Here is a 19,561-nt window from a genome sequence, read left to right on the forward strand (position 1 = left end):
TCTCCTCATCGGCGAGGGAGCAGCGGACACGGAAGGTCCGGGTGGAAGAGGTTCGGGCAGCACACGACGGACATCGACAGCAGGCTCCGCGACTGGGTGTAGTGAACCCAGGAGACGTCCACCCCCCGAGGGAGGACATCGAACGCGTACCCGAGCTTCCCGTCCAGGCCGACGTACGCCTGTAACCCATCCGACCGCTCGAACGGCGGCTGGTCGGTGTAGTGCCGCTTCAGCCACTCGACAGCGTCGGTGACGTCCGTCCACGTGCGGTCGGCTGCGGCCTGCCCTTTCTTGGCCATCCAGTGACCGGTCATCAGCGGTGGCAGGCTGGACGTGGCGAACTCGCCGGCGGCCTCCTGGTAGCGGGTGGCGTGGTCCGCGTCGGCGGCAGGCCGCACAAGGTGGGGCGGTCGCCTATTACCCTCACGCGCGTAGCGGTCGGGAGAGCCTAGCCAGGGTCCAAAGCCATGCCAGTGGCCTGCCCACGTCTGGCTGGTGACGGCGGGCGCCTCGGGAGCGGTGGTGGTCATGCATCCTCCGGAACGGGCCGTCCCCGAAGGGGAGACGGCCCGTGGTGTGCGGTGAGGTGAGCGCTCAGACTAGAGCGCGAGGCCGCGGGTGCGGACCCAGTTCACGGCGAACGTGTCGAGCTCCGCGCCGCTCATGCGCAGCTCGCGCCCGTCGCCTTCAGGCTTGGAGTCGGCCACGGCGAATGCGTCGAGGCCGACGAGCGGCGTGGTGGTCACGCAGGTCTCGTTGTCGCCGCCGAGGTTGCCACCGCACCACTTCTTGGCAGGCGCGTCAGCCACTGCGTGCAGCTCGTACAGATTGGGACTTCCCATAACTGACCTCCATGGAGCTGGTGATCCGTTGACGCAGAGGCGGTCTCCGCGCCATGTGTGGGACCCGCCCCGCCGAGGATTCCGGTCCCGGCGGAACGGGGAGCCCGTCTCACCGGGTCTTGCGGAGCCCGGTGAGACGGGGGTCTTGGATGCGGCCCTGACCCTGCGGCCGCCATGGGGGTGCGTCAGGACGGTGTTCTCGCCAGCACCAGGGCGAGGACCGGGGCTGATACGGCCGCCACGTAAACGACGAGGGCGAGGATCTCCCTCACGACTTTGCCGGTCCCGGGTGGCCGTCCAGGTTCTGGTAGTGATCGCAGAGCGCGTTCACGGCGCGAGACAGTCGCTTGGCATGCGCGATTCCTGCCGGGAGCCCGTGGCCTGCTTCGAGACCGAGCCGCATACGGGCCTCACCGATGCACGCGAGCGCGCAGTACCGGGGGACGTCGTCCTTGGGCTGCCGTCCTGCCGCCTTCTCGACCTCGGGGATGAGCAGCATCATGTGCCCGCGCAGCCGCAGCGTCAGCGTCTGAAGCTCGTCGAAGGAGGGCAGTTCGGCGTCCTCCGCGAGCAGACGGCGCGCTGCGTCGCGCATCGTCTCGACATCGAGCGGCAGCGCCTCGGTCTCGGGGCGGGTGGCGTTCACCGGGCAGCACCGACTTTCAGATGCCGCGGGCACTGGCACGGCGGGAACGCATGATCCAGCGGCAGCGGCTGCTGCCCGTAGGGGACGCTCACGGTGCCGCGGTCGCCGGTGACCGCGCCGTCGCCGTTCACCGAGTACACGCGGATGGTCATCTTGACCCCGAGCTTTCTCGGGGTTGTAGCGTTCGTCATGTCGACGCTCCTCAGCAGCGTTGGCCACGCCCCGGGACCGTTCGCGCGGTCGCCGGGGTCTGCTCTGCTCACTCATCGAGGGTCGCCGGTTACGTGCAACTCCGGGATGACCAGCGGGTGTTACCGAGTCGGTAATACACTCGTTGCTGGTTCGGTACGGCGCTCCAATGCGCTTACGATCTCTCCGGAAGTTGGCCCCCATGGACGCCACCACCCCCGGCCCGCTCGCCCGCGAGGTCCTCGACAGGGACGACGTGAAGCGAGCCCTGGCAGAGCACGACTTCGCCGCCGCCTTCACCCTCATCAAGAAGTGGGGCGGACTTTCCCAGAACCGGATCGCTTCGGCCTGCCAGCTCACCCCCGGCAAGGTCTCCACCATCATCAGCGGCCAGCAGCAGGTCACCAGCTTCGACGTGATCTGCCGCATCGCCGACGGGTTGCGGATCCCCGGCCGCATGGTGGGGCTCGCCGACCGGCCATGGGAGAGACAGCCCGACGCCCCAGACCCGCCGATGCCACCGGCCACACGGTCATCCGATGACGCCCCCTGGCGCCCCACAGCGACCGTGCACCTGGCCGCAGACCTGACCAGGAGCGACCTCGTGATGGACCGCCGTACGGCAACGCGCGCCCTCGCCGGCGCCGCCTTGTCCGGCGCTGCCCTGCTCGACTCCCTTGAAGGCTGGCTCCAACCGGCGCCGGCCGCAGAGCCTGCGCAACACCGAGGCCGCATCGGACTGCGGGAAGTGCGTGAGCTCGAAGCGACAGCGCGCGCCTTCCGGGCCTGGGACCACCGCTTCGGCGGAGGCCTGCGCCGCAAGGCCGTCGTAGGGCAGCTCAACGAGGTGGCCAGCCACCTGGATGAGCACCAGGCGCCCGGAGTCGAGCAGGGCCTGTTCCGGGTAATGGCCTACCTCGGCGGCACGGCCGCAACGATGGCCTGGGACTCGGGGCTTCACAAGCAGGCCCAGAACTACTACCTGCTGGCGCTGCGTGCGGCTCACGCCGGTGGCGACGCCGCGTTCGGCGCCAACGTACTGGCGGGCATGGCCCGGCAGATGCTGTACCGGGACCGCCCGCAAGACGCCCTCGAACTCGTGCATCTTGCGCAGAAGGGTGCAAGGAAGGCTGCCGGGCCACGCGTGCACGCCATGCTCCACACCCGCGAGGCCTGGGCGTATGCGGCCATGGGCCGCGCCGCGGCCTTCCGGCGTGCCACTGGGGAGGCGGCCGAGGCCCTCACCGAGGCGGAGACCGGCGAAGAGCCTTACTGGATCGCGTACTTCGATGAGGCCGAGCTGGCGGGCGTCACCGGCGGGCGCCTGCTCGACATGGCCCGCGACGCCCGCGACGCCCGCGACGCCCGCGACGATCCACAGCAGCATGCGGAGGCCGCCGCGGCCAGCATCCGGGACGCGCTGGAGACCCGCGGTGCCGAGGCGGGCCGCAGCCACGCCCTCGACCTGATCGGGCTGGCGGAGTGCCACTTCCTGATGGGCGACGTGACAGGGGCGATTGAGCAGACGCACCGGGCGGCCGACGCCGCCGCCATCACCCAGTCCAGCCGGGTCCGCACCCAGCTCGGCCAGCTGTACCCGTACACGGTGGGACGGTCGACATCGCGTACGGTCGGCGAAGCGCGGGCAAGGATCCGCGACCTGTTGTCGAGCTGAGGAGCAACGTGACCACCTTCGCTGTGACTGGGCACATGGACCTAGCCGAGCCGAGTACTGAGCTGGTGCGCGGCGCCCTGCGGAACCTGCTCGCCGAGCACGCCGACGAGACCCTGATCGGGGTGTCCTGCATCGCGCGCGGCGCCGACTCACTGTTCGCCGAGGCGCTGCTCGACGTCGGCGGCCACCTGGTCGTGGTGCTGCCCTCGCGGGACTACCGCGAAGTGAAGGTCAAGCCGGATCATGCGCCCGTCTTCGACCGGCTCATCGAAGCAGCCACCGAAGTCGTGGTTCTGGACTTCGAGACCGCGAACCGCTCCGCGTACGAGGCCGCCAACAGTGAAGTGCTGCGCCGTGCCGACCGACTGGTCGCCGTCTGGGACAGCACTCCCCCGTCAGGCAAGGGCGGCGGCACTGCTGACACGGTCCTCGAAGCCCGCGAGGCTGGCCTGCCCGTTGACATCGTGTGGCCTAACGGGGCGGCCCGCGGCTGACGCCCTCGAATCGCACACCGCTCTGGGCACGCGAAAAGGCCCCCACCGCCCGAAGGCGGCGGGGGCTTGGTGATCTGTAGACAGTGAAGACGGATCAGTGGACGAAGAAGGCAACGACCGCGGCGACCAGGGCACCGACGCCGACGAGGGCACCGATCTGTGCGAGCGGCCATCGGCCCTGCTTCAGCGCCTCGACCTCGGCGCGCAGGGCCTTGAGCTCGTCTTCGCGGATCTTCTGGAACTCGGCTTCCACGTCGGCGCGCAGCTGGCGTACGTCGGCGTCGGTGCGGGTGGTGCGTTCGACGAGGATGCCCAGGGTGCCCTTGATGGACTCCAGACCCGTGTTGATCTCCCCTCGTAGCTGAGCAAGCTCGACTGCGACGTTCGTCGTCGGGTCCGGGGAAGCGGTCATACCGAGTCCTTGGGCTCCCGGTTCGGCACCTTCCACGTCACGCCGTACGCGCCGAGAACGGCCAGCGCGATGGTGACCGTTTCGGCAGTCGTCACCGTGCCGTCCTGCACCGCCGTCGCCGCAGCTGCACTGCCGGCGGCCGCAGCGGCGACGACGGCCTTCCACACCTTCGAGATCTTCACGGCTCAGCTCTCCGGGATGTCGAGGTGGACGGTGGCCGAGATGCCCTCGATGGCCTGCCGGATCTCGGCCTTCAGCGCTTCGAGGTCGGCGCCGGGGCCAGCGGTGATCGCATCGACGAGCTTGTCGATCGTCACCGCCTGCGCGTCGACCTTCGCAGTCAGCGCCGTCAGCAGCGCCTTGTGCTCCTTGCCGTAGAACAGCGACGCCGCGGCGCACGCGAGCGCGTAGTTCACGGAGATCTCGGACTTGCCGTCGATCAGCCGCCCGGCCCACAGCAGTTTCTTCTCGCCGTCATCGGTGTAGGTCAGATCGACCTTGTCTCGCAGGTCCACGTCGTCCTCCATGTCTCCGGCCGCCCAGGCACGCAACCCGGCGGCGGACAGATAGCAGATGTTGAGGTCCATACGCGGACCGCTGGCAGGGGATGAGGTGAACTGCCAGATCAGCGGCGAGCGTCCGGACGGCTTGGGCTGGGCAGCCGCTTCGGCCTCCGTGTAGGTGTCGACACGCGTGCCCGGGTATGCCGGGTACCAGATCGGCACCCCGGCGGGGACGTGCCCCTTGGCGATGTCATCCGCGCTGGTGTACACGCCCACCCTTTGGCCGGGGAAGGCGTCCTGGACGATGGCGATCCACTGCTTCACCCAGGCCAGGATCTGCGCGGAGCTGCGGCCCGCGTAGTTGCGGCCGTCGGAGTAGCGCTCCAGGTCGAGCCAGTGCACGTAGTCGTGGGCGTGGGCGTACTGCCGTACGGCGCCGATGTAGTTGGTGGCTTCCGCGCCGACGTCCTGGTTGGGCCACGCGAAGTGGTAGCTGCCGGGGATCAAACCGGCAGCGATGATGCCGGTGATGTGGGTGGCGAACCGGGAGTCGCGGGAGTGCTGGCCCTCGGAGGCCTTGGCGAAGGCGAAGACGACGCCCTCACGCTTGCGCGCCCCCCAGTCCTGGACGGCCTGGTAGGCGGAGACGTCGACGCCTCGGCAGGTGGCCATCACACACGCTCCGGCCAGTGCCAGGTGCCACCGGTCTGCGCGCCCTCGGAGTGGCGGCAGCCCTGGTTGAAGAACATCCCCGTGGGGTTGAGGACGGCGAGAGATACCCGCTCCTCGCCATTCATGTTGGCCAGGGTGCCCTCACCCTCCGAGGGCTCCACCGCGGTGATGATGGCGGCCCGGCACTGCGAGGTGTATTCGCCGCCGGGCGTCCCGTAGCTGACGTAGTGGACGATCCGGCCCACGCTGGGCTGGGGCATGGCGAGACTCCTTCAGTCGGCCGGGGTGAAGTCGAGGTAGTAGGACTTGCCGGGCTCGAAGACGACGGTCGGGTTGTCGACCGCGATGCTGAGCTGCCCGGACGGTGTGGCCTTGGCGTAGCGGACGTCCTCGGGGATGGAGGTGTCGTACAGCGCGTGGAAGCGGTAGGTGCGCGGCCAGCTCATCTCTTCGGTGGGCTCGGTGCCGCCGCCCGGGAGGTAGCGCAGCACCGGTGTGGGTTCGCTGCTGGACTGCTCGACGGAGTGGCACCGGAACTTCGCTCGTACGGTCGCCATGGCGGTCTCCTTCGGGATGACATCAGCTGTTGATCAGGTGGTGGGCGAGCCACGTGCAGAACGTGGCGATTGCGGCGATGCCGAGAGGCCGCCACGGGCGTGCGGGGCTGATCCCGGCAGCGCGGCGGATCAGCTCGGAGAGGGTGTCGCCGCGGCGCCGGTTGAATATGGCGAGGCCCTCGAGGACGGCGAACGATCCGGCGGGGATGGCCCACAGCCACAGGGGGAAGTCCACGGCGGCCTCTCAGGTGGTGGGCTGCATGGCGCGCGCCTCGGACGACCTGTAGGCCTTCTGCCCGAAGACGTTGGAGAAGCGGACCCGGCCCGACAGCGCGTCCACGATGTCCTGCAACGCGCTGTCGCCGTCCGCCTCGGTGGCACTGCCCTCGACGGTGATGGAGACCGCGAGCCTGACAGTGGTTGCGCTGCCGTACTGGGCGCTCACCGTCCACTCGGTGTCCGACGTCTGCACTACAGGCGGGTCATAGGGCATGGGCCCTCCTAGGCTGTGTAGGTGGTGACGATGACGACGCCGTCCGCGCCGGAAGCACCGGCAACAGCCGTCTGCGACGGCCCGTTCGACGCGCCCGATGCACCGCCCCCGTAGCTGTTTCCGTTACTGCCCGCGGTTTGGTTGATGGAGATACCGCTGGACCGCTGCATGCTGCCGAGGAAGCTGCCTCCGCCATTGTTGAACTTCACCGGGTAGCCGGAGATGGTCTGCGAACACGGCCCGTCATCGCCGGAGATACGGAAATCGCCGCCCGTGCCGCCACTACCCCCCGACGATCCGGCGAGACTGGAGCTGCTGGAAGAGGAGGCGGTGCCTGCCTGGCTGCCGTCGCCGCCTAGTGCGGTGATGACGGATCCGAAGCTGCTGGTTCCGCCGTTTCCGCCCGCGCCGGGGCTTGCCGAACCAGTCGATCCGCCCGCGCCGACGGTGACGGACTCCGTGGCGCCGAGGTCGGCGGCCTTGTACGTGCCGCGCGCGTATTCGCCGCCGCCGCCGCCGGGAGATGCCGCGCCCTGCCCGGCCCCGGTCGCCGGACAGCCGCCCGACCCGCCGCCGCCGCCCTGCACTTGGGCGATCACCAGGATGGCGCCAGTCGGTTTCGTCCACGTTCCGGAGGACGTGAACACCTGCACGTCGACATTGCCGATGATGATGCTGTCGGCGGTCGTGGCGAGGGTCTGCATCAGCTCCCAGATCCGGGTGTTCTCCGTGTTCTGGGGATAGGTGATGCCCTTGGAGGTGTTCAGGCTCATGAGGTGCGCCTCCAGTAGAGCGTGAGGGTCCAGGCCGCGGACCAGGAGCCGCGTCCGGCCAGACGGATGTACGGGGAGTCGGAGGCGACGGTGATGCCCAGGCCGCCGCGGGTGCCGTCGACCATGGCCTGCCCCCAGCTGTCGGGCAGCGTGAACGTGGTCTCCCAGGGCGACACCCGGTTGATGACACCGAGCGCCGGGCCCGTCGTCGACTCGTTGAGCGTGGGGAAGCTGCTCGGCCTGGTGGACTGTGAGACCAAGCGCAGCGTCGGGGAGCGTTTGCTGTAGTCGCCCGAGGTAAGCCGCCGCAACCGCACCGTGCACTTGGTGATGGTCGCCCCCGACAAGGTGTGCGGCTTCGAACCGTAGAACGCGAAGCCCGAGTTGCGGCCGTAGCCCGAACCGCCGTAACGGCCCTGGTAGGTGTCCGCCGAAGTCGACGATCCGATATCAGTGCGCCAGTGCCCGTCACGCCACGTCGATGTGGCCACCGGATGCACCGTCAGACTGCCTGTCGTCGTCGACGGCTTCGGCGCCGGAGAACTGTCCCCCGTGTCAGGTGGCGGCGAATCCGGTGTGGTCGGAGCGGTCGGCGGCACAGTGGGTGCGGCGCCGGCGACGGCGATCGCCCAGTACACGCTGCCGCGCCGCAGGATCAGGATCGTGTCCCCCGCGGTGACGGTCACTCCGGTCACAACGCGGGCGGTGATCTCGATTCCGGCGACGGCGGCAATGCATGCACCGCCGGATGCGTTGGTGAGGGCGACCCCGGTCAGGGTTCCCTGTCCTGCCAGGGAGACCCGGGTGTCTGCGAAATCCGCCAAAACGGCACTCCCTTACAGGACGCGCACGGTCAGGGTCATCTCGCCGGGCGAGTACGGCAGCGACAACACTTCGATCATGCATGGGGTGTTGGTGAGGCCAGCCCCGGTCACCGACACGATGTCGCCGACCTCCAGGCCGGGATGCGGGACCATCGTCACCGTGAGTTTGCGGGAGGCGGTGCGCCGCAGCCTGGTCAGCGTGGTCGCGGCGCCTGCCCGGCACTGGGCGACCGTCGTCATGAGCGGGCTGTAGAAGGTGTATGGGACGGGCAGCACGCTGTAGGGGCCGCCGATCCGGTACGGGGAGGTGCCCGATACGTCGTAGGAGACGCCCTGGATCTGGTTGCCGTCCGCGTCTTCGCCCTGGGCGACGACGACGTTGAAGCCGCCGTCGCGGGTGGTGGAGCCTTGCCAGCGCACCACTGTGCCGCCCGTGTCGTCCGTCAACGACAGGACAGGGTCGCCGGTGTCGTCGAGCGGCTCGATCAGGAGATAGCCGCTCTCGGTGACGCGGGCGTCCGCAGGCCAGGCATTCAGCACCTCGGTGAGAGCGCCGAGCCGGTCGTCGTCCCACTCGATACCGAGGGGGACAGCACGGTCGGTGAGGGTTCCGTCGATGGAGACCGTGAGGGCGGGCTCCACGAGGCCGCGCGCCGTGGATACCAGGGTGTCCCCGGAAGCGGGCTGAAACGGGGCCACGAATTTGGCCTCATCGATGAGGGTGAGGAGGCCTTGCGCGGTGACGGTTACGGTGTCGCCGCTGGCCTCCGACTCGGTGATCAAAAACCAGCCGCGGTTGACCCACTCGAAGTCGCCGCCGCCGAGGTTGATGCCGTAGTCGATGCGGATCTGCTGCCCGAACGCGGCGAGTGGATGCGCCGGGTCGGCGCCGGGGTCCCAGTCGGTGCCGCGGTCGCGGCGCGGCACCGTCAGGGTGATCCGCTCGGGCACGGACAGTGTCCGGTCGCGGTCCTCGGTGCCGTCGGTGACGGGAACCTCCGCCGCGAGGAGTTCGTCACCCAGCCAGGCTTCGGCCCGGATGTCCATGATGAAGGAGCGCTGCACGATCGCGAGGGCTTCGTCTGACAGTTCCAGCATGTCAGCTCCCGAAGTCGTACAAAGCAATGTCGAGGAGCGTGCCGGGGAACGCGTCGGCGATGTCCTGCAGGGTGGTGAAGTTGTCGGCGATGTCCTGCAAGGTGAACCCGGCCGCTTCCAGAATGTCCGGCCACGCCTCCGTCTCGGCAGTGGACAGGTCCCACTCGCGGTAGGCGGTCTGCCAGTTGCGGCGCTCGTCGTCGTCGATGAGCGCGAGATGCCCGTCGACACCCTCGGCCGACGTCTGGGCGCGGATGAGGATGACGCCCTCGGTGGCGTTGCCGAGGACGTCCTGAAGGGTGTCGCCCTCCTCGGCGGTGTCCGTGGACACGGTGACGGTGGCCTGCGCCGCGGAGCGTTTCTTCCCGACGACGACCAGCCGTCCACCGACGTTGAACACGGTCGCGTCGCGGGTGCGTTTCTTGTCCGCCCAGTCCTCAATAAACACATGCGCGCCGGTGCCGCGGATCGCATCGGAGATGACGTCCGAGGTGACCGTTGAGGTGACCGTGCTCGACGACACCTCCGCGCCGGCTCCCGTGCCGTCGGTTAGCGCCGCAATGTAGGAGACGGGCACACCGAACGGCTGCTCTCCGTCGATGCGCAGCAGTACGTCGGCGCCGGTCACGTCCACTGAATCGGCGGCCCTCAGTACCGTCCGGGCGCCCGCTGCGTTCCGGTACAGGGTCGCCGAGACGATCCCGACGGCGGCCATGCCGGTCACGGACACCAGCACCCGCGGCGGGAACACCGCCTGCAGCGTGGCGGACACTGTGATGCCCGACGTGTCCACGGTCGGTGTCAGAGACTCCTGATCGCCTTCCACGAGGACGGCGGCGGAGGTGCCGTCGATCTGCTGGATGCGGTACCAGTTCGGGACGTCGCCCGTGGCGCCCGCTGTCGTGGACAGTGAGGCAGGCCGTGCGGCGAGCGCATCGTCGACGGTCGACCAGGTGCTGCCGTCCGTCGACTGCTGCAGAAGGGTGGTGCCCAGGCTGCGCATGTCGTCGACGGTGTATGTGACGGGCAGGGTGTTGGTGTTGGATGACGACAGGATGGCCCGCACGCCGACCCGGTATCCGGTGGTGATGCTGCTGTCGGTCTGTGTGACTGTCCATGTGCCCGGCTCGGAGCCGGACGCCAGCCACACCTTGGCCTGCAGGGTGGTGCCGGAGCCGCGGAACCGGACCGCGAACCGCGTGTTCGCGGCGTGGGTGAGCCCCGTGTTCACGGTGGAACTGAGCAACGTTTCGGTGCCGCCGACCCGCTTACGGATCGTCACGTTCACGACCTGCGAAGTGTTGAATTCGACGCGCGCGAGATAGGTGTTGTCGACGTCGGTGAACCGCCCGGCGAATGCGGCGAAGTGGCTGCCACCTGTGGCGAGTGCATCGGTGGCGACGCTGGCCGTGAAATCGAAATCAGCTTGGCCAGTGGGTGCGGTGGCCCACCGGGAGGAGTTGACGCTGCCCGCCGAGAGCTGGCCGAGGCCGCTGCCGACGGAGAAGTCGGATGCGCTGCCGCCTTCCGTGGTCCAGGTGTGACCGCTGTCCGAGGTGCCCCAGCTGCTGGAGGCGGTGCGGGCGAACGTGTCGTACACGCCGACCGGACTGCCCGATACCTGGACTTGCGCGTTCGCGGCGTCGTAGGAGAGGAGCAGGAACTGCAAGTCCTTGAGGGCGTCCCCGAAAGCGTAGAAGGCGGCAGTGCGGATCCCCGTGGCCCGGTTCGCCGCCGACAGGTCACCACCCGGGAAAAACGAAGCCCGCAACGCGTTGGACAACTCCAGCTGGCAGCCCATCCTCGTCAGGCCCCTGCTACAGATGTTGTCCGGGTCCGTGCCTGCAATCTCGCTCGGCGCTGTGATCACGGAGAATCCTGCGCCCGTCAGTGCTGCGGTGACGGCGGCCACCAGCTCGCCGTCGAGGCCGCCGACCGCGACCTCCTCCACACCAGCCGTGCCGGCGAATCCGTGGAAGGACAAGTACCGGCGGGTGTCGGGCAGCAGGGCCAGCAGGTCCGGGTAGTCGATCAGTGTGGACGTGATGTGCAGGTCGCTATTACCGGACGCTTTGATGCCTTCGAACGCGTAATAGCCCATGCGTTCGCCCGCAACGTACAGGGCGATCTCGGAGGTGCCGGGCTCGATGCCGCCGCCGTGCACTGCCGACGACAGCCAGGACCAGCCTGTCGGCGTGACGTGCACGCGTTGATAGTCGACGCCCTCAACCTGCTCGGCCGCCAGATCGGCGTAACTGGTGTACGGCGGCGGCATCGGTCACCTCCTTCGTTCGTGCCGCGTAAGGGCCGTCATGGGCGGCGTCCCACGCTGGCCCGGAACGCCTGCCGCTGCTCCGACGCCTTGATCAAGGGTGTGGTCTCGACGCGGACAATGTCGCGGATCTCCTGGTCGCCGACGTACACCTTCACCTGGACGTTGCCCCCGCCTGCCGCGATGGCGTGCAGCGTGTCCCACTGCTCCTGGGTGAAGACGGCGGTGGGCTCCTTACGGCCAGTGCCGTTCATCACCAGCGAGGCCCCGGTGGGCAGGTAGCCGCCGGAGTCGTACCAGTGGGGGCTTCGGGCCTGCCATGCCGACCAGGCGTTCGCGGGACTGCCATACCGGGACTTGATGTAGCTGAGACCCCACCGGATCTGGGTGCTGGCGTTCGTCCGCCAGTCGGAGCCCGCAGACGCCATCTTCGATGCCGGGAGTGCCTGCGGGATGCCGTAGGCGCCCGATGACGGGTTTTTGGCATTCCACCGCCACCCGGACTCGCCCTGCCACAGCGCTTTCAGGGCAGGCCACTGGGAGGGCCCCCAGCCGTAGGTCTTCAGCGCGCCCTGTGCGAACTGCTGGGCGCTGGTGGTGGCGGAACTGTCGCCCAGCCCGATCGACAGGCCGAGTTTCTTCATCCACTTCTTGGACAGTTGCACGCCGTTGGAGACGAGGTTCTTCGCGGCGTCGAGCGGGTTCTTGAACAGGCCCTTCACGGCGGAGGTGAGGATGTTCTTGCCGCGGAGCATGCCGTGCCACAGGCCGGACATGATGTGCCCGCCGAGCCCCATCATGACCTTTGACGGAGAGTGGATTCCGAAGGCCGACTTGATCCCGGAAACGATCTTGTCTTTGATCTTCCCGGCCCACGACAGGAAACTGTGCCCTTTCGCCTTCAGCCAGTCCCAGGTCCCGGACACCAGGCCCGAGATCATGCTGCCGCCCTTGGACCACAGCCACGTGCCCGCGTGCTTGAAGGCGCCCGTGATGGGGCTGATGACGTTCTTGCCCAGCCAGCCGCCGATCGTCTTCGCGACGGACAGGGACCCGGACTTGAAGCCTGAGACAAGGCTCTTGCCCCTACTCCATAGCCAAGATCCGGCGCCCTTGAAAGCCCCGGTCACTGGCGAGATGACCGTGCGGTTCGTGAAGCCGACAATCGCCTTCGCGCCTGCCGTCGTGCCGGACTTGAAGCCTGACACCAACGACTTGCCCTTGTCCCACAGCCACGATCCGGAGGTCTTGAACGCGTCGACCACCGGTTTGCCAACCGTGCGCCAGGCCCAGGAGCCAATCGCCTTGGCGGTCCCGGTGATGCCGTTCTTGAAGCCGCGCACCAGGTCGCGGCCGATGGACGCGAACACCGTCGACGGCGAGCTGATCCCGAACAGGGACTTCACGCCGCTGACGACCGGATCGACGATCCACTTCTTGAGGAAGGAGCCGACGCCCTTCACCCCGCCGATGATCCCGTCTTTCAGACCCTTGAGCAGGAAGCCGCCGAATTGGAGGGCCTTCTCGGTGACGAACTTCGTGCCGCCCCGGATGCCTTCCGCGATCGCGCTCGGGGCGAGCCCGCCCAGAGTCTTCAGACGGCCGAAGTTTCTGACAAAGAACTCCGCGACGCCGCTGAAGAATCCTCCGACGGCGCGGGAGGCCGCGGGAAACGCGGCCTTGAAGCCGTCCGCGATGCCACGCCCGACCGGCGCCAGGACCCGGTCCTTGATGCCGCGCCCGAACTTCGCGAACGATTCGAAGCCCCAGGCGAGTAGCTTGCCCGCGAACGGGATCTTGCCGAGGGCCTTGCCGATGGCACCAGCCCACTTGGCGGGCAAGAACGCCACGAATAGGACGGCGAGCGCTACCTCCTGCCAGTGCTGGCCGATGCCCTTGAGCAGGCCGCCGAAGTCGAAGTTGATCAGGCCGACGACGAACCCAGCCATCAGCGAAGGGACGAACTTGCCGACGCTGATGCCGACACCAACCCAGTCGATCTTTCCGAGGAGCTTGCCGAACGCCTCGGTCAGCTTCACGGCGCCCTTCGCAGCGACTCCGACGGCCTTCGCCAGACCGGAGCCGATGCTCCCGCCGAGCTCACCCCAGTCGATGCCAGAGATGCCGCCGCTGATCGCGTCCCGGATCTGCTGCCCGATCTGCGTCGCCTGCGACGTCGGCATCACCATGGGCGCCTTGTCGAAGCGCGGGGTCGCCACGTTGACGGTGCCCTTGCCTGCCAGGCCGGAGAAGAAGTCCCCGACGGTGGTCTTGGCGTCGGCGAACTTCTGCTTCAGGTCACCGAGCGGGACCATGTCCGCGACCTTGTCGCGGAAGCCCTTGATCGCGGGCAAGGCGTGCTTGTCGACGAAGCCGGTGAGACCCCGGGTGGCGGTGGTGACGCCCTCGACCGCACCGGTGGCGAGCTTGAGGATGCCGAGATCCCCGATCTCGATCATCAGGCCTTCCCAGGCGCTCTTGAGCGAGACCAACTGGCCCTGAAGGCCCTCCATCTGGATCTTCGCGATGCGGTCGGCGGTGCCGCCCGCATGCTCCAGCTGCCCCGTCAGCTTCCGCAGCGCGGGCGCGCCCTGGTCGATCAGGGCGGCCATCGCGGGGCCCGCCCGCTGACCGAAGATCGTCATCAGGTCGGAGGTGCTGGCGCCCTTCTTGCCGAGCTGCTCGATGATGTCCGCCAGCGGCAGCATCTTGCCGTGGGCGTCCGTCACCTTCACGCCGAGCTTGTCCAGCGCGCCCTGGATCTTGTCCGTCGGCGCGAGCAGCCGGGAGATCGATCCCCGCAGCGAGGTGCCCGCCATCGACGCCTGGATACCGGCGTTGCCCATGAGGCCGATCGCCGCCGCGGATTCCTCGAACTTCAGGCCGGCGCTGTGGGCGACGGGCCCGGCGTACTTCATCGCCTCGCCGAGCTGCTCGAGGTTGGTGTTCGTCGAGGTGAAGGTCTTCGCGAGGATGTCGACGACCTTGTTGGTGTCCTTCGCCTTGAAGCCGTAGCCGGTGAGGATGTTCGAGGCGATGTCCGCGGACTGCGCGAGGTCCATGTTCCCGGCAGAGGCCAGGCTCAGGACGCCCGGCATCGCCGAGAGAATGTCCTTCGTCTTGAAGCCCGCCATCGCCAGGAAGCCCATGCCGTCGGCGGCCTGCGTCGCACTGAATTTGGTGGTCGCGCCGAGCTGCTTGGCCTGCTCGCGCAGGTCGGTGAAGTCCTTGCCTGTCGCGCCACTGACGGCGCGGACCTGGTTCATTGACTTCTCGAAGTCACCGGACGCCTTCAGGGAAGCGAAGCCGAGCCCGGCTGCAGCAATGCCGCCGACTTTGAAGCCCTTCGCCAATGCCGCGCCGACACCGGAGCCCTTTTTCTGCAATCCGGTCGCGGCGCTGCCGACCCGGCCGAATACACCGGACGCCCGGTCCTTGGCGATCAGTTCGTAGATGATGCGGGCGCTCGACACGGGGGCTCACCTCCGCATCGGCGTGTACGGGACGCGGCGGGGCCGGTCGTGACGGTTGCGGTGATCCGGAGTCGGCCTATGGCCTGCGCCCGGCCTGGTTCATGCGCCGCCCGGAGAAGTCGCGCCGGGCGCTTTCTGGTGCGTCAGGTGATGTCGCGGGAGATGCCGTCAAGGACGCGGTTCACGCTCTGCCGCGAGCGCGGCCCCAGTGACTGGACGGTCTTGAAGAAGTACGGCTTGGGCGGCTGCTGCACCCACCTGTCCTTGCCGAACACGGGGTGCCGCCATCGGGTATCGACCCGGCGCCCCCGCTGCACACCCTCGCCCTCCATGAGCTTCGGCAGCGACCCCATCTTGTTGGGCATCTTCCGGCCGTCGACCCTGAGCCGGATACCTGCCTGCTTCCCGCTCGTCTTCACTTCGAGCTTCACGGCCTTCGACAGCGCCCCACGCAGCCCGGCCGCGCTGTAGGCGCGCTTGGACGGGATGTTCCGGATGGCCTGCCGGACGGCCGGGACCATCGGCTTCGCTGCCGCCCGCAGCTCCTTGGAGAGCCGCTTCTTCAGCTCACGGTCATCCATGCGGCGAAGCTCGGCCGCGATCCGCTTCAGGTCCTTGCCCGTCCGCAGCTGGAAGTCAGCAACCATCGCTCCTCCTAGATCAGGTTGACCCGGTATGGGAGCGGTGGGAGCATCCGGCCAATTCATATCAGCCTTGGGGGGATTGCCGTGAGACGTGCCATCAGAGCTGCTATCGCGCTCACAGCCGCCATCATGATCGCCGGATGCAGCAGCGGCGGGGAACCGGCCGCGAAGACCCGAACCAGTACAGCGAGCCTCAACACGCCGAACGCCGCACCGGCCACCACCGCCGGCACCACAGTCCGGCTCGCCTGGAGCCACACGGCCAAGGACGACGGCGACACGGAGGTCTGGTACGCGGCCCGGGTCACCAATCCGGGCAAGGGTGCCGCCTCCGTCGCCCTGGACGTGCGTGCCCTCGATAAGACCGGCACGATCGTCGGCTCCAGCCAGGAGACCTTGCCGAACATCCCGCACGGCACCTTCGACTTCTTCGGCAGCCTCGGCGGCGGCTTCACCGAACTCACCGGCACTCCCGCGAAGATCGAGGTGTCGCAGGCGAAGGACGCGTTCGGCATGGCGGGTGCGGTCGAGGCGCCGATGCTCGGCACGAGCGAGCTGAAACTGACGCAGGGCAGCCGGGACGATCTGTTCTCCGACGCTCCGCTGTCCTACAACCTGTCGGTGAAGGTCACCAACAGCACCCGTGACGAGATCACGGGCGGAGTGACTCAGCAGGTCGTCCTCTACGACGCCAAGGGGAACGTCGTGGGCGGTGACTCCGGCTCCTCCGACAACGTGCCCGACACGCTTCCGGCCGGAATGAGCTATCGCGAGCAGTGGACCGGCATCCCCGCCCTGAGCAAGGCGACTCGCGCCGTCTACACGGTGTGGGCCGGCTAGTCGTCGATCTCCGCAGCGTCCTTTGCCAGTCGGTCGGCCGCGGCGGCGAGGCGGTCGAACTCGCCGAGTGTCAGAGCGCCGATGTCGGCGGGGGTGTACTTGAAGTAGTAGGCGAAGGCGGCGAGGTAGCGGTAGAACCGTCCGTCGGGATCGTCCCAGAGTCGGGCGGCGGCACCGTAGGGTCCGGACTCGGAGCGGTCTCCTGGCCCGCCGTCTCGGTCCCGTCCGGCGCGTCGGCGTCCTCGCCCATCAGCTCCAGCTCGATGTCGGCGAAGTCGAGCTGGTCGAGGTCGGACCAGCGCAGCGTTTCCCCGGCCCGCTTCTTCGCCAGGTAGATCAGCCCCTGAACGGAATCCGGGTCCTGCTCGTCGATACCCGCCGCCCACCTGGGTGGGGTCAGGCCGGTGAACGTCTTGAGCTCGCGGGCCTCGGCGAGCAGGAGGCGCTCCTGGTCGAACTCATACACGAGGCCCTCAACGGTCAGCTTGATCACAGCGCGACATCCGCAGAGATGATCCGCACCTGGATGGGCGGGTTGGTTTCGTCGTCGTACGCCTCGAAGTCCGTGGACATCTGCACGATGTCCGGTCCGCCCACGTTCGGCGCCGCCGACTTGAACTTCACCGCCGGGAGGATGACCTCCAGGGTTTCGAGGTTGCCTGCCTCGATGTCAACGCCCGTCAGCAGCAGCACCATCGCCGTGGTGTCGTTGTTGCGGTAGACGTCGTACAGCTCCGCCTTGTTGAACTCGGCGGACAGCGACCCGGTGATGGTCGGGGTGTCGTTCTCCAGCTGCTCCGACTTGAGGCCCGCGTTGCCGATGCCGAACCGGTCGGAGGCCATCGGCGCGGCCCCGGACACGGACACGCCGGTGACGACGGTCGCGATCGCCGTGGCTCCGGACACGGTGGTCTTACCAGCGGTGGTGGAAACAGTGCCGCCCAGGGTGAGGGTGGCGTCGGCGAAGGAGAAGACGTGGGAGCCGGTCAGGTACGAGGGCGCGGCCAGCGCGGTCGCCGTGTCCTCTTCCCGACCGTCGAAGGTCACCTTCAGGGTGGGGATCGCGTTGTCGGAGACCGACAGTTCCCACGACCCGATCTTGCACCCGGCGTAGGTGAACGGCCGCACCGTGCCCGTGGACGGCTCCGGACGGCCCACCTGCACCGTCAGGCCCAGGCCGCGGAAATCCCCGGGCACGTGGATCTGCTCGTACGCCGCGGTGGCCGCGAGCTGCGTCGGCACCGCGCTGGAGGCGAGGGCATGCTTCCACAGCAGGCCCATGCCCTTCGTCGCGTGCTCCAGCGTCAGGTCACCGGACACCGACTCGCGGGAGATCGACACCCGGTCGGCCCGCTTGTACTTCTGCCCCGCGCGCAGCCCCGTCGGCTCCAGGTAGGTGAGCTCGCTCTTGAGGCTTTCGTCGTTGAACTCGTACGCGTGGTCGGGGGTCACGCCGGTCCCCCAGGTCACCTCCGCGCCGACCATGACCTGGGCGTCGAGCCCGGAACCCGTGGCCATCAGCTGTCCCCCTTCTCGTCAGCGGCCTTCGCCGCGGCCTTCTTCGCTGTCGGCGGCGCCTCCACCACCCAGCGGGACTTGGGGAAGGCGCGGGCCTGGTCACCTTCGCCGCACACGTACGCGTCGGCGGTCTCTTCCATGGGCCCGGCGACGGTGATGATCTGCGCGGCGTCCACCGGCAGGCTGTTGGGGCTACCCGGGGGCGCGTACAGGTGCACGGCCTCCCCGAGGTTGCGCAGGCGTACGGCGCCCATCGGATCTCCTTGCTGCGGGGTCAGATGCGGGTGGGTGTGGCGGCGAGGGTGAACAGCAGACGGCCCTCAAGACCGTTGCTGGTCTGCGGAGTGCGGAACGACGTGTCGGTGACGGCGCACACCGACGGCGGCGGAAGGCCGAGCGCCGGGTCGGCGCGTACGACCGCTTCGACTTCGGCGAAGATCTCGAACACGCGGTCCCGCAGGCCTTTGACGGCCGGGGAGCCCTTCCGCACGAGGACGGCACACGTGATCTGAATGTCCTCGTTCTTCTTCTTCGCACCGATCCCCGCCCAAGCCTGGGTTGTCGACGCGGCCTCGTACTCGCCTTCGGAGTCGCCGTCGAAGCCCACGACCACGAACTCGGTCGCCGCCGTGTCGCTGACCTCCGGCCCGTCGACCACCTTCACGCCGGCGAGGCCGGCTGCGGCGTTCAATGCGGCGAGGAAGTTGTCGATGAGCTGCGGGACGCGGCTGCTGGCCATCTACGCCACCACCGGTGTGGGCACGCCGAGCAGTTCGATGGCCCGGTTCGGGAGCGCGTACCCGGCGGGGATGACGGCCTCGCCACCGCCCGGGACGGTGCCGTACCGGCCGCGCCGGGTCTCCCATAGGTGCTGGAGGACGATGAGCCCGGCCAGCTGATAGTTCGCGGCCACAGTGGCAGGTCCGGCGGTGTAGACGACGGTGATCAGGCCCGTCACCAGCAGCCCGGAAAGGACCCTGACGACACCTGACGGTGCCGCGCGCAGGTTCGCCACATCCCAGGTCTGCGAGCCGTCGGCGGCTTCCACCGAGGTCAGGCTGACGACGGGGGTGTTGAACAAGCGGAAGGACCCGATGGAGGTGACGCGGATGTCCTCGGTGAACTCCCGCTGCTCGATGACCTGGTGCTTGTACTCCTCCAGGGCGCCGGTGACCGCGTCCATGTACAGCTGCAACTCGGCGTCGTCGCTGGTGTCGGTCGCGTCGATGTTCAGCTGCGCCTTGGCCTGCTCCAGCGTGATGATCGCCATGTCAGCTGTGCGCCGCCTGGTACTGCTCGTACACGTCGTCGGGGATGTGGCCGCGTGCGGGGACGTCGATGAAGTTGGCCTTCGCCCAGGCGCGTATGTCCTTCGCCGACGGCTTCGCCGACGCTCCGGGCGCAGCCGGGTTCGGCTCGGCGTCTTCCTCGGCCTGGACGGGCTCGGCGGAGTCCTCGAGGTCGAAGTGCACGGTGACGGGCTCGAACATCTCCCCCGCGGCGTCGAGCAGCGGATGCCCCTCGCGGGCCAGTGTCACACCCTGCTCCAGCACGATGTGCCTGCCCTGCCAGATCATGGACGCGGTCTTCTTCGCGACGAAAATGCCGCCTGCCATGGCCGTCTCCTCTCTCACAG

The 19,561-nt window shown here is 68.3% G+C and carries 26 protein-coding genes; 3 read left to right on the forward strand and 23 right to left on the reverse strand.

All coding sequences use genetic code 11. The annotated features are described in order from the left end of the window. Nucleotides 1–5 precede the first annotated feature (5 nt). The 4 genes from OG390_RS17090 to OG390_RS17105 form a co-directional block, all read right to left on the reverse strand. On the reverse strand, nucleotides 6–530 hold the full coding sequence (locus OG390_RS17090; protein ID WP_406168847.1) for a hypothetical protein: 525 nt from the start codon (nucleotides 528–530) through the stop codon (nucleotides 6–8). A 69-nt stretch (nucleotides 531–599) separates the two neighbouring features. After that, nucleotides 600–842: a DUF397 domain-containing protein gene (locus tag OG390_RS17095; RefSeq protein WP_406168849.1), complete on the reverse strand. Its 243-nt coding sequence runs from the start codon at nucleotides 840–842 to the stop codon at nucleotides 600–602. Nucleotides 843–1,110: 268 nt separating this feature from the next. Next, nucleotides 1,111–1,488 (reverse strand): DUF6415 family natural product biosynthesis protein, encoded by a 378-nt coding sequence (locus tag OG390_RS17100; protein ID WP_406168850.1) that lies wholly within the window; start codon nucleotides 1,486–1,488, stop codon nucleotides 1,111–1,113. Beyond that, complete coding sequence (locus OG390_RS17105) at nucleotides 1,485–1,679, reverse strand: hypothetical protein (RefSeq protein ID WP_406168851.1); 195 nt, start codon at nucleotides 1,677–1,679, stop codon at nucleotides 1,485–1,487. Before OG390_RS17105 ends, OG390_RS17100 begins: the two co-directional genes overlap by 4 nt. Nucleotides 1,680–1,846: 167 nt before the next feature. Here OG390_RS17105 and OG390_RS17110 point away from each other — a divergent pair, with 167 nt between their 5' ends. Continuing rightward, entirely contained in the window at nucleotides 1,847–3,352 is a 1,506-nt protein-coding gene (locus OG390_RS17110) for a helix-turn-helix domain-containing protein (protein WP_406168853.1), read from the forward strand. Between the two features lie 8 nt (nucleotides 3,353–3,360). Next, complete coding sequence (locus OG390_RS17115; RefSeq protein ID WP_406168855.1) at nucleotides 3,361–3,846, forward strand: hypothetical protein; 486 nt, start codon at nucleotides 3,361–3,363, stop codon at nucleotides 3,844–3,846. A gap of 94 nt (nucleotides 3,847–3,940) precedes the next feature. On the opposite strand, the gene OG390_RS17120 is transcribed toward OG390_RS17115, so the two are convergent. The 13 genes from OG390_RS17120 to OG390_RS17180 form a co-directional block, all read right to left on the reverse strand. After that, the gene (locus OG390_RS17120) at nucleotides 3,941–4,258 is read right to left on the reverse strand and encodes a hypothetical protein (RefSeq protein ID WP_406168857.1); all 318 of its coding nucleotides are present in this window, start codon (nucleotides 4,256–4,258) and stop codon (nucleotides 3,941–3,943) included. Further along, complete coding sequence (locus OG390_RS17125; RefSeq protein WP_406168858.1) at nucleotides 4,255–4,440, reverse strand: hypothetical protein; 186 nt, start codon at nucleotides 4,438–4,440, stop codon at nucleotides 4,255–4,257. Before OG390_RS17125 ends, OG390_RS17120 begins: the two co-directional genes overlap by 4 nt. Before the next feature lie 3 nt (nucleotides 4,441–4,443). Then, the gene (locus tag OG390_RS17130) at nucleotides 4,444–5,433 is read right to left on the reverse strand and encodes a glycoside hydrolase family 25 protein (RefSeq protein ID WP_406168860.1); all 990 of its coding nucleotides are present in this window, start codon (nucleotides 5,431–5,433) and stop codon (nucleotides 4,444–4,446) included. Continuing rightward, nucleotides 5,433–5,693: a hypothetical protein gene (locus OG390_RS17135; protein ID WP_406168862.1), complete on the reverse strand. Its 261-nt coding sequence runs from the start codon at nucleotides 5,691–5,693 to the stop codon at nucleotides 5,433–5,435. Before OG390_RS17135 ends, OG390_RS17130 begins: the two co-directional genes overlap by 1 nt. Before the next feature lie 12 nt (nucleotides 5,694–5,705). After that, nucleotides 5,706–5,990, reverse strand: a complete 285-nt coding sequence (locus OG390_RS17140) for a hypothetical protein (RefSeq protein ID WP_406168863.1) — start codon at nucleotides 5,988–5,990, stop codon at nucleotides 5,706–5,708. Nucleotides 5,991–6,012: 22 nt separating this feature from the next. Further along, nucleotides 6,013–6,225: a hypothetical protein gene (locus tag OG390_RS17145; RefSeq protein WP_406168864.1), complete on the reverse strand. Its 213-nt coding sequence runs from the start codon at nucleotides 6,223–6,225 to the stop codon at nucleotides 6,013–6,015. Between the two features lie 9 nt (nucleotides 6,226–6,234). Next, on the reverse strand, nucleotides 6,235–6,483 hold the full coding sequence (locus OG390_RS17150) for a hypothetical protein (RefSeq protein WP_406168865.1): 249 nt from the start codon (nucleotides 6,481–6,483) through the stop codon (nucleotides 6,235–6,237). Nucleotides 6,484–6,491: 8 nt separating this feature from the next. After that, complete coding sequence (locus tag OG390_RS17155; protein ID WP_406168867.1) at nucleotides 6,492–7,256, reverse strand: hypothetical protein; 765 nt, start codon at nucleotides 7,254–7,256, stop codon at nucleotides 6,492–6,494. After that, nucleotides 7,253–8,080 carry a hypothetical protein gene (locus OG390_RS17160; RefSeq protein ID WP_406168869.1) on the reverse strand — a complete coding sequence of 276 codons (828 nt, stop codon included), beginning with the start codon at nucleotides 8,078–8,080 and terminating at the stop codon, nucleotides 7,253–7,255. The genes OG390_RS17155 and OG390_RS17160 overlap by 4 nt, the downstream gene beginning before the upstream one ends. Before the next feature lie 12 nt (nucleotides 8,081–8,092). Further along, nucleotides 8,093–9,178, reverse strand: a complete 1,086-nt coding sequence (locus OG390_RS17165) for a DUF5047 domain-containing protein (RefSeq protein WP_406168871.1) — start codon at nucleotides 9,176–9,178, stop codon at nucleotides 8,093–8,095. Nucleotide 9,179: 1 nt separating this feature from the next. After that, entirely contained in the window at nucleotides 9,180–11,453 is a 2,274-nt protein-coding gene (locus tag OG390_RS17170; RefSeq protein WP_406168873.1) for a poly-gamma-glutamate hydrolase family protein, read from the reverse strand. A 35-nt stretch (nucleotides 11,454–11,488) separates the two neighbouring features. After that, nucleotides 11,489–14,923: a phage tail tape measure protein gene (locus OG390_RS17175; protein ID WP_406168875.1), complete on the reverse strand. Its 3,435-nt coding sequence runs from the start codon at nucleotides 14,921–14,923 to the stop codon at nucleotides 11,489–11,491. Nucleotides 14,924–15,066: 143 nt separating this feature from the next. Beyond that, entirely contained in the window at nucleotides 15,067–15,570 is a 504-nt protein-coding gene (locus tag OG390_RS17180; protein ID WP_406168877.1) for a hypothetical protein, read from the reverse strand. 81 nt (nucleotides 15,571–15,651) lie between these two features. Between OG390_RS17180 and OG390_RS17185 the strand changes: the two genes are divergently transcribed. Further along, on the forward strand, nucleotides 15,652–16,407 hold the full coding sequence (locus tag OG390_RS17185) for a hypothetical protein (protein ID WP_406168878.1): 756 nt from the start codon (nucleotides 15,652–15,654) through the stop codon (nucleotides 16,405–16,407). Between the two features lie 70 nt (nucleotides 16,408–16,477). Here OG390_RS17185 and OG390_RS17190 read toward each other — a convergent pair whose 3' ends face one another. Genes OG390_RS17190 through OG390_RS17215 form a run of 6 tightly spaced genes read right to left on the reverse strand, consistent with a single transcriptional unit; the run spans nucleotide 16,478 to nucleotide 19,541 of the window. After that, complete coding sequence (locus tag OG390_RS17190) at nucleotides 16,478–16,900, reverse strand: hypothetical protein (protein WP_406168880.1); 423 nt, start codon at nucleotides 16,898–16,900, stop codon at nucleotides 16,478–16,480. After that, nucleotides 16,897–17,925: a phage tail tube protein gene (locus tag OG390_RS17195; RefSeq protein ID WP_406168882.1), complete on the reverse strand. Its 1,029-nt coding sequence runs from the start codon at nucleotides 17,923–17,925 to the stop codon at nucleotides 16,897–16,899. The genes OG390_RS17190 and OG390_RS17195 overlap by 4 nt, the downstream gene beginning before the upstream one ends. After that, nucleotides 17,925–18,179 carry a hypothetical protein gene (locus OG390_RS17200; RefSeq protein ID WP_406168884.1) on the reverse strand — a complete coding sequence of 85 codons (255 nt, stop codon included), beginning with the start codon at nucleotides 18,177–18,179 and terminating at the stop codon, nucleotides 17,925–17,927. Before OG390_RS17200 ends, OG390_RS17195 begins: the two co-directional genes overlap by 1 nt. A gap of 20 nt (nucleotides 18,180–18,199) precedes the next feature. Then, complete coding sequence (locus OG390_RS17205; RefSeq protein ID WP_406168885.1) at nucleotides 18,200–18,664, reverse strand: hypothetical protein; 465 nt, start codon at nucleotides 18,662–18,664, stop codon at nucleotides 18,200–18,202. Next, nucleotides 18,665–19,195: a head-tail connector protein gene (locus OG390_RS17210; RefSeq protein WP_406168887.1), complete on the reverse strand. Its 531-nt coding sequence runs from the start codon at nucleotides 19,193–19,195 to the stop codon at nucleotides 18,665–18,667. A gap of 1 nt (nucleotide 19,196) precedes the next feature. Beyond that, a complete protein-coding gene (locus OG390_RS17215) occupies nucleotides 19,197–19,541 on the reverse strand; it encodes a histone-like nucleoid-structuring protein Lsr2 (RefSeq protein ID WP_406168889.1) in 345 nt (114 codons plus the stop codon). Between the last annotated feature and the right edge of the window lie 20 nt (nucleotides 19,542–19,561).

Origin of the sequence: Streptomyces sp. NBC_00996, from assembly GCF_045162675.1 — a bacterium.
In the GTDB taxonomy this organism is placed as follows: Bacteria; Actinomycetota; Actinomycetes; order Streptomycetales; family Streptomycetaceae; genus Streptomyces.

What these genes read in the sequence shown, in the direction of transcription:
- OG390_RS17090 (WP_406168847.1), bottom strand. Translation starts at nt 530, where the DNA reads ATGACCACCACCGCTCCCGAGGCGCCCGCCGTCACCAGCCAGACGTGG.
- OG390_RS17095 (WP_406168849.1), bottom strand. Translation starts at nt 842, where the DNA reads ATGGGAAGTCCCAATCTGTACGAGCTGCACGCAGTGGCTGACGCGCCT.
- OG390_RS17105 (WP_406168851.1), bottom strand. Translation starts at nt 1,679, where the DNA reads ATGACGAACGCTACAACCCCGAGAAAGCTCGGGGTCAAGATGACCATC.
- OG390_RS17110 (WP_406168853.1), top strand. Translation starts at nt 1,847, where the DNA reads ATGCGCTTACGATCTCTCCGGAAGTTGGCCCCCATGGACGCCACCACC.
- OG390_RS17120 (WP_406168857.1), bottom strand. Translation starts at nt 4,258, where the DNA reads ATGACCGCTTCCCCGGACCCGACGACGAACGTCGCAGTCGAGCTTGCT.
- OG390_RS17130 (WP_406168860.1), bottom strand. Translation starts at nt 5,433, where the DNA reads ATGGCCACCTGCCGAGGCGTCGACGTCTCCGCCTACCAGGCCGTCCAG.
- OG390_RS17135 (WP_406168862.1), bottom strand. Translation starts at nt 5,693, where the DNA reads ATGCCCCAGCCCAGCGTGGGCCGGATCGTCCACTACGTCAGCTACGGG.
- OG390_RS17140 (WP_406168863.1), bottom strand. Translation starts at nt 5,990, where the DNA reads ATGGCGACCGTACGAGCGAAGTTCCGGTGCCACTCCGTCGAGCAGTCC.
- OG390_RS17150 (WP_406168865.1), bottom strand. Translation starts at nt 6,483, where the DNA reads ATGCCCTATGACCCGCCTGTAGTGCAGACGTCGGACACCGAGTGGACG.
- OG390_RS17155 (WP_406168867.1), bottom strand. Translation starts at nt 7,256, where the DNA reads ATGAGCCTGAACACCTCCAAGGGCATCACCTATCCCCAGAACACGGAG.
- OG390_RS17165 (WP_406168871.1), bottom strand. Translation starts at nt 9,178, where the DNA reads ATGCTGGAACTGTCAGACGAAGCCCTCGCGATCGTGCAGCGCTCCTTC.
- OG390_RS17170 (WP_406168873.1), bottom strand. Translation starts at nt 11,453, where the DNA reads ATGCCGCCGCCGTACACCAGTTACGCCGATCTGGCGGCCGAGCAGGTT.
- OG390_RS17180 (WP_406168877.1), bottom strand. Translation starts at nt 15,570, where the DNA reads ATGGTTGCTGACTTCCAGCTGCGGACGGGCAAGGACCTGAAGCGGATC.
- OG390_RS17195 (WP_406168882.1), bottom strand. Translation starts at nt 17,925, where the DNA reads ATGGCCACGGGTTCCGGGCTCGACGCCCAGGTCATGGTCGGCGCGGAG.
- OG390_RS17200 (WP_406168884.1), bottom strand. Translation starts at nt 18,179, where the DNA reads ATGGGCGCCGTACGCCTGCGCAACCTCGGGGAGGCCGTGCACCTGTAC.
- OG390_RS17205 (WP_406168885.1), bottom strand. Translation starts at nt 18,664, where the DNA reads ATGGCCAGCAGCCGCGTCCCGCAGCTCATCGACAACTTCCTCGCCGCA.
- OG390_RS17210 (WP_406168887.1), bottom strand. Translation starts at nt 19,195, where the DNA reads ATGGCGATCATCACGCTGGAGCAGGCCAAGGCGCAGCTGAACATCGAC.
- OG390_RS17215 (WP_406168889.1), bottom strand. Translation starts at nt 19,541, where the DNA reads ATGGCAGGCGGCATTTTCGTCGCGAAGAAGACCGCGTCCATGATCTGG.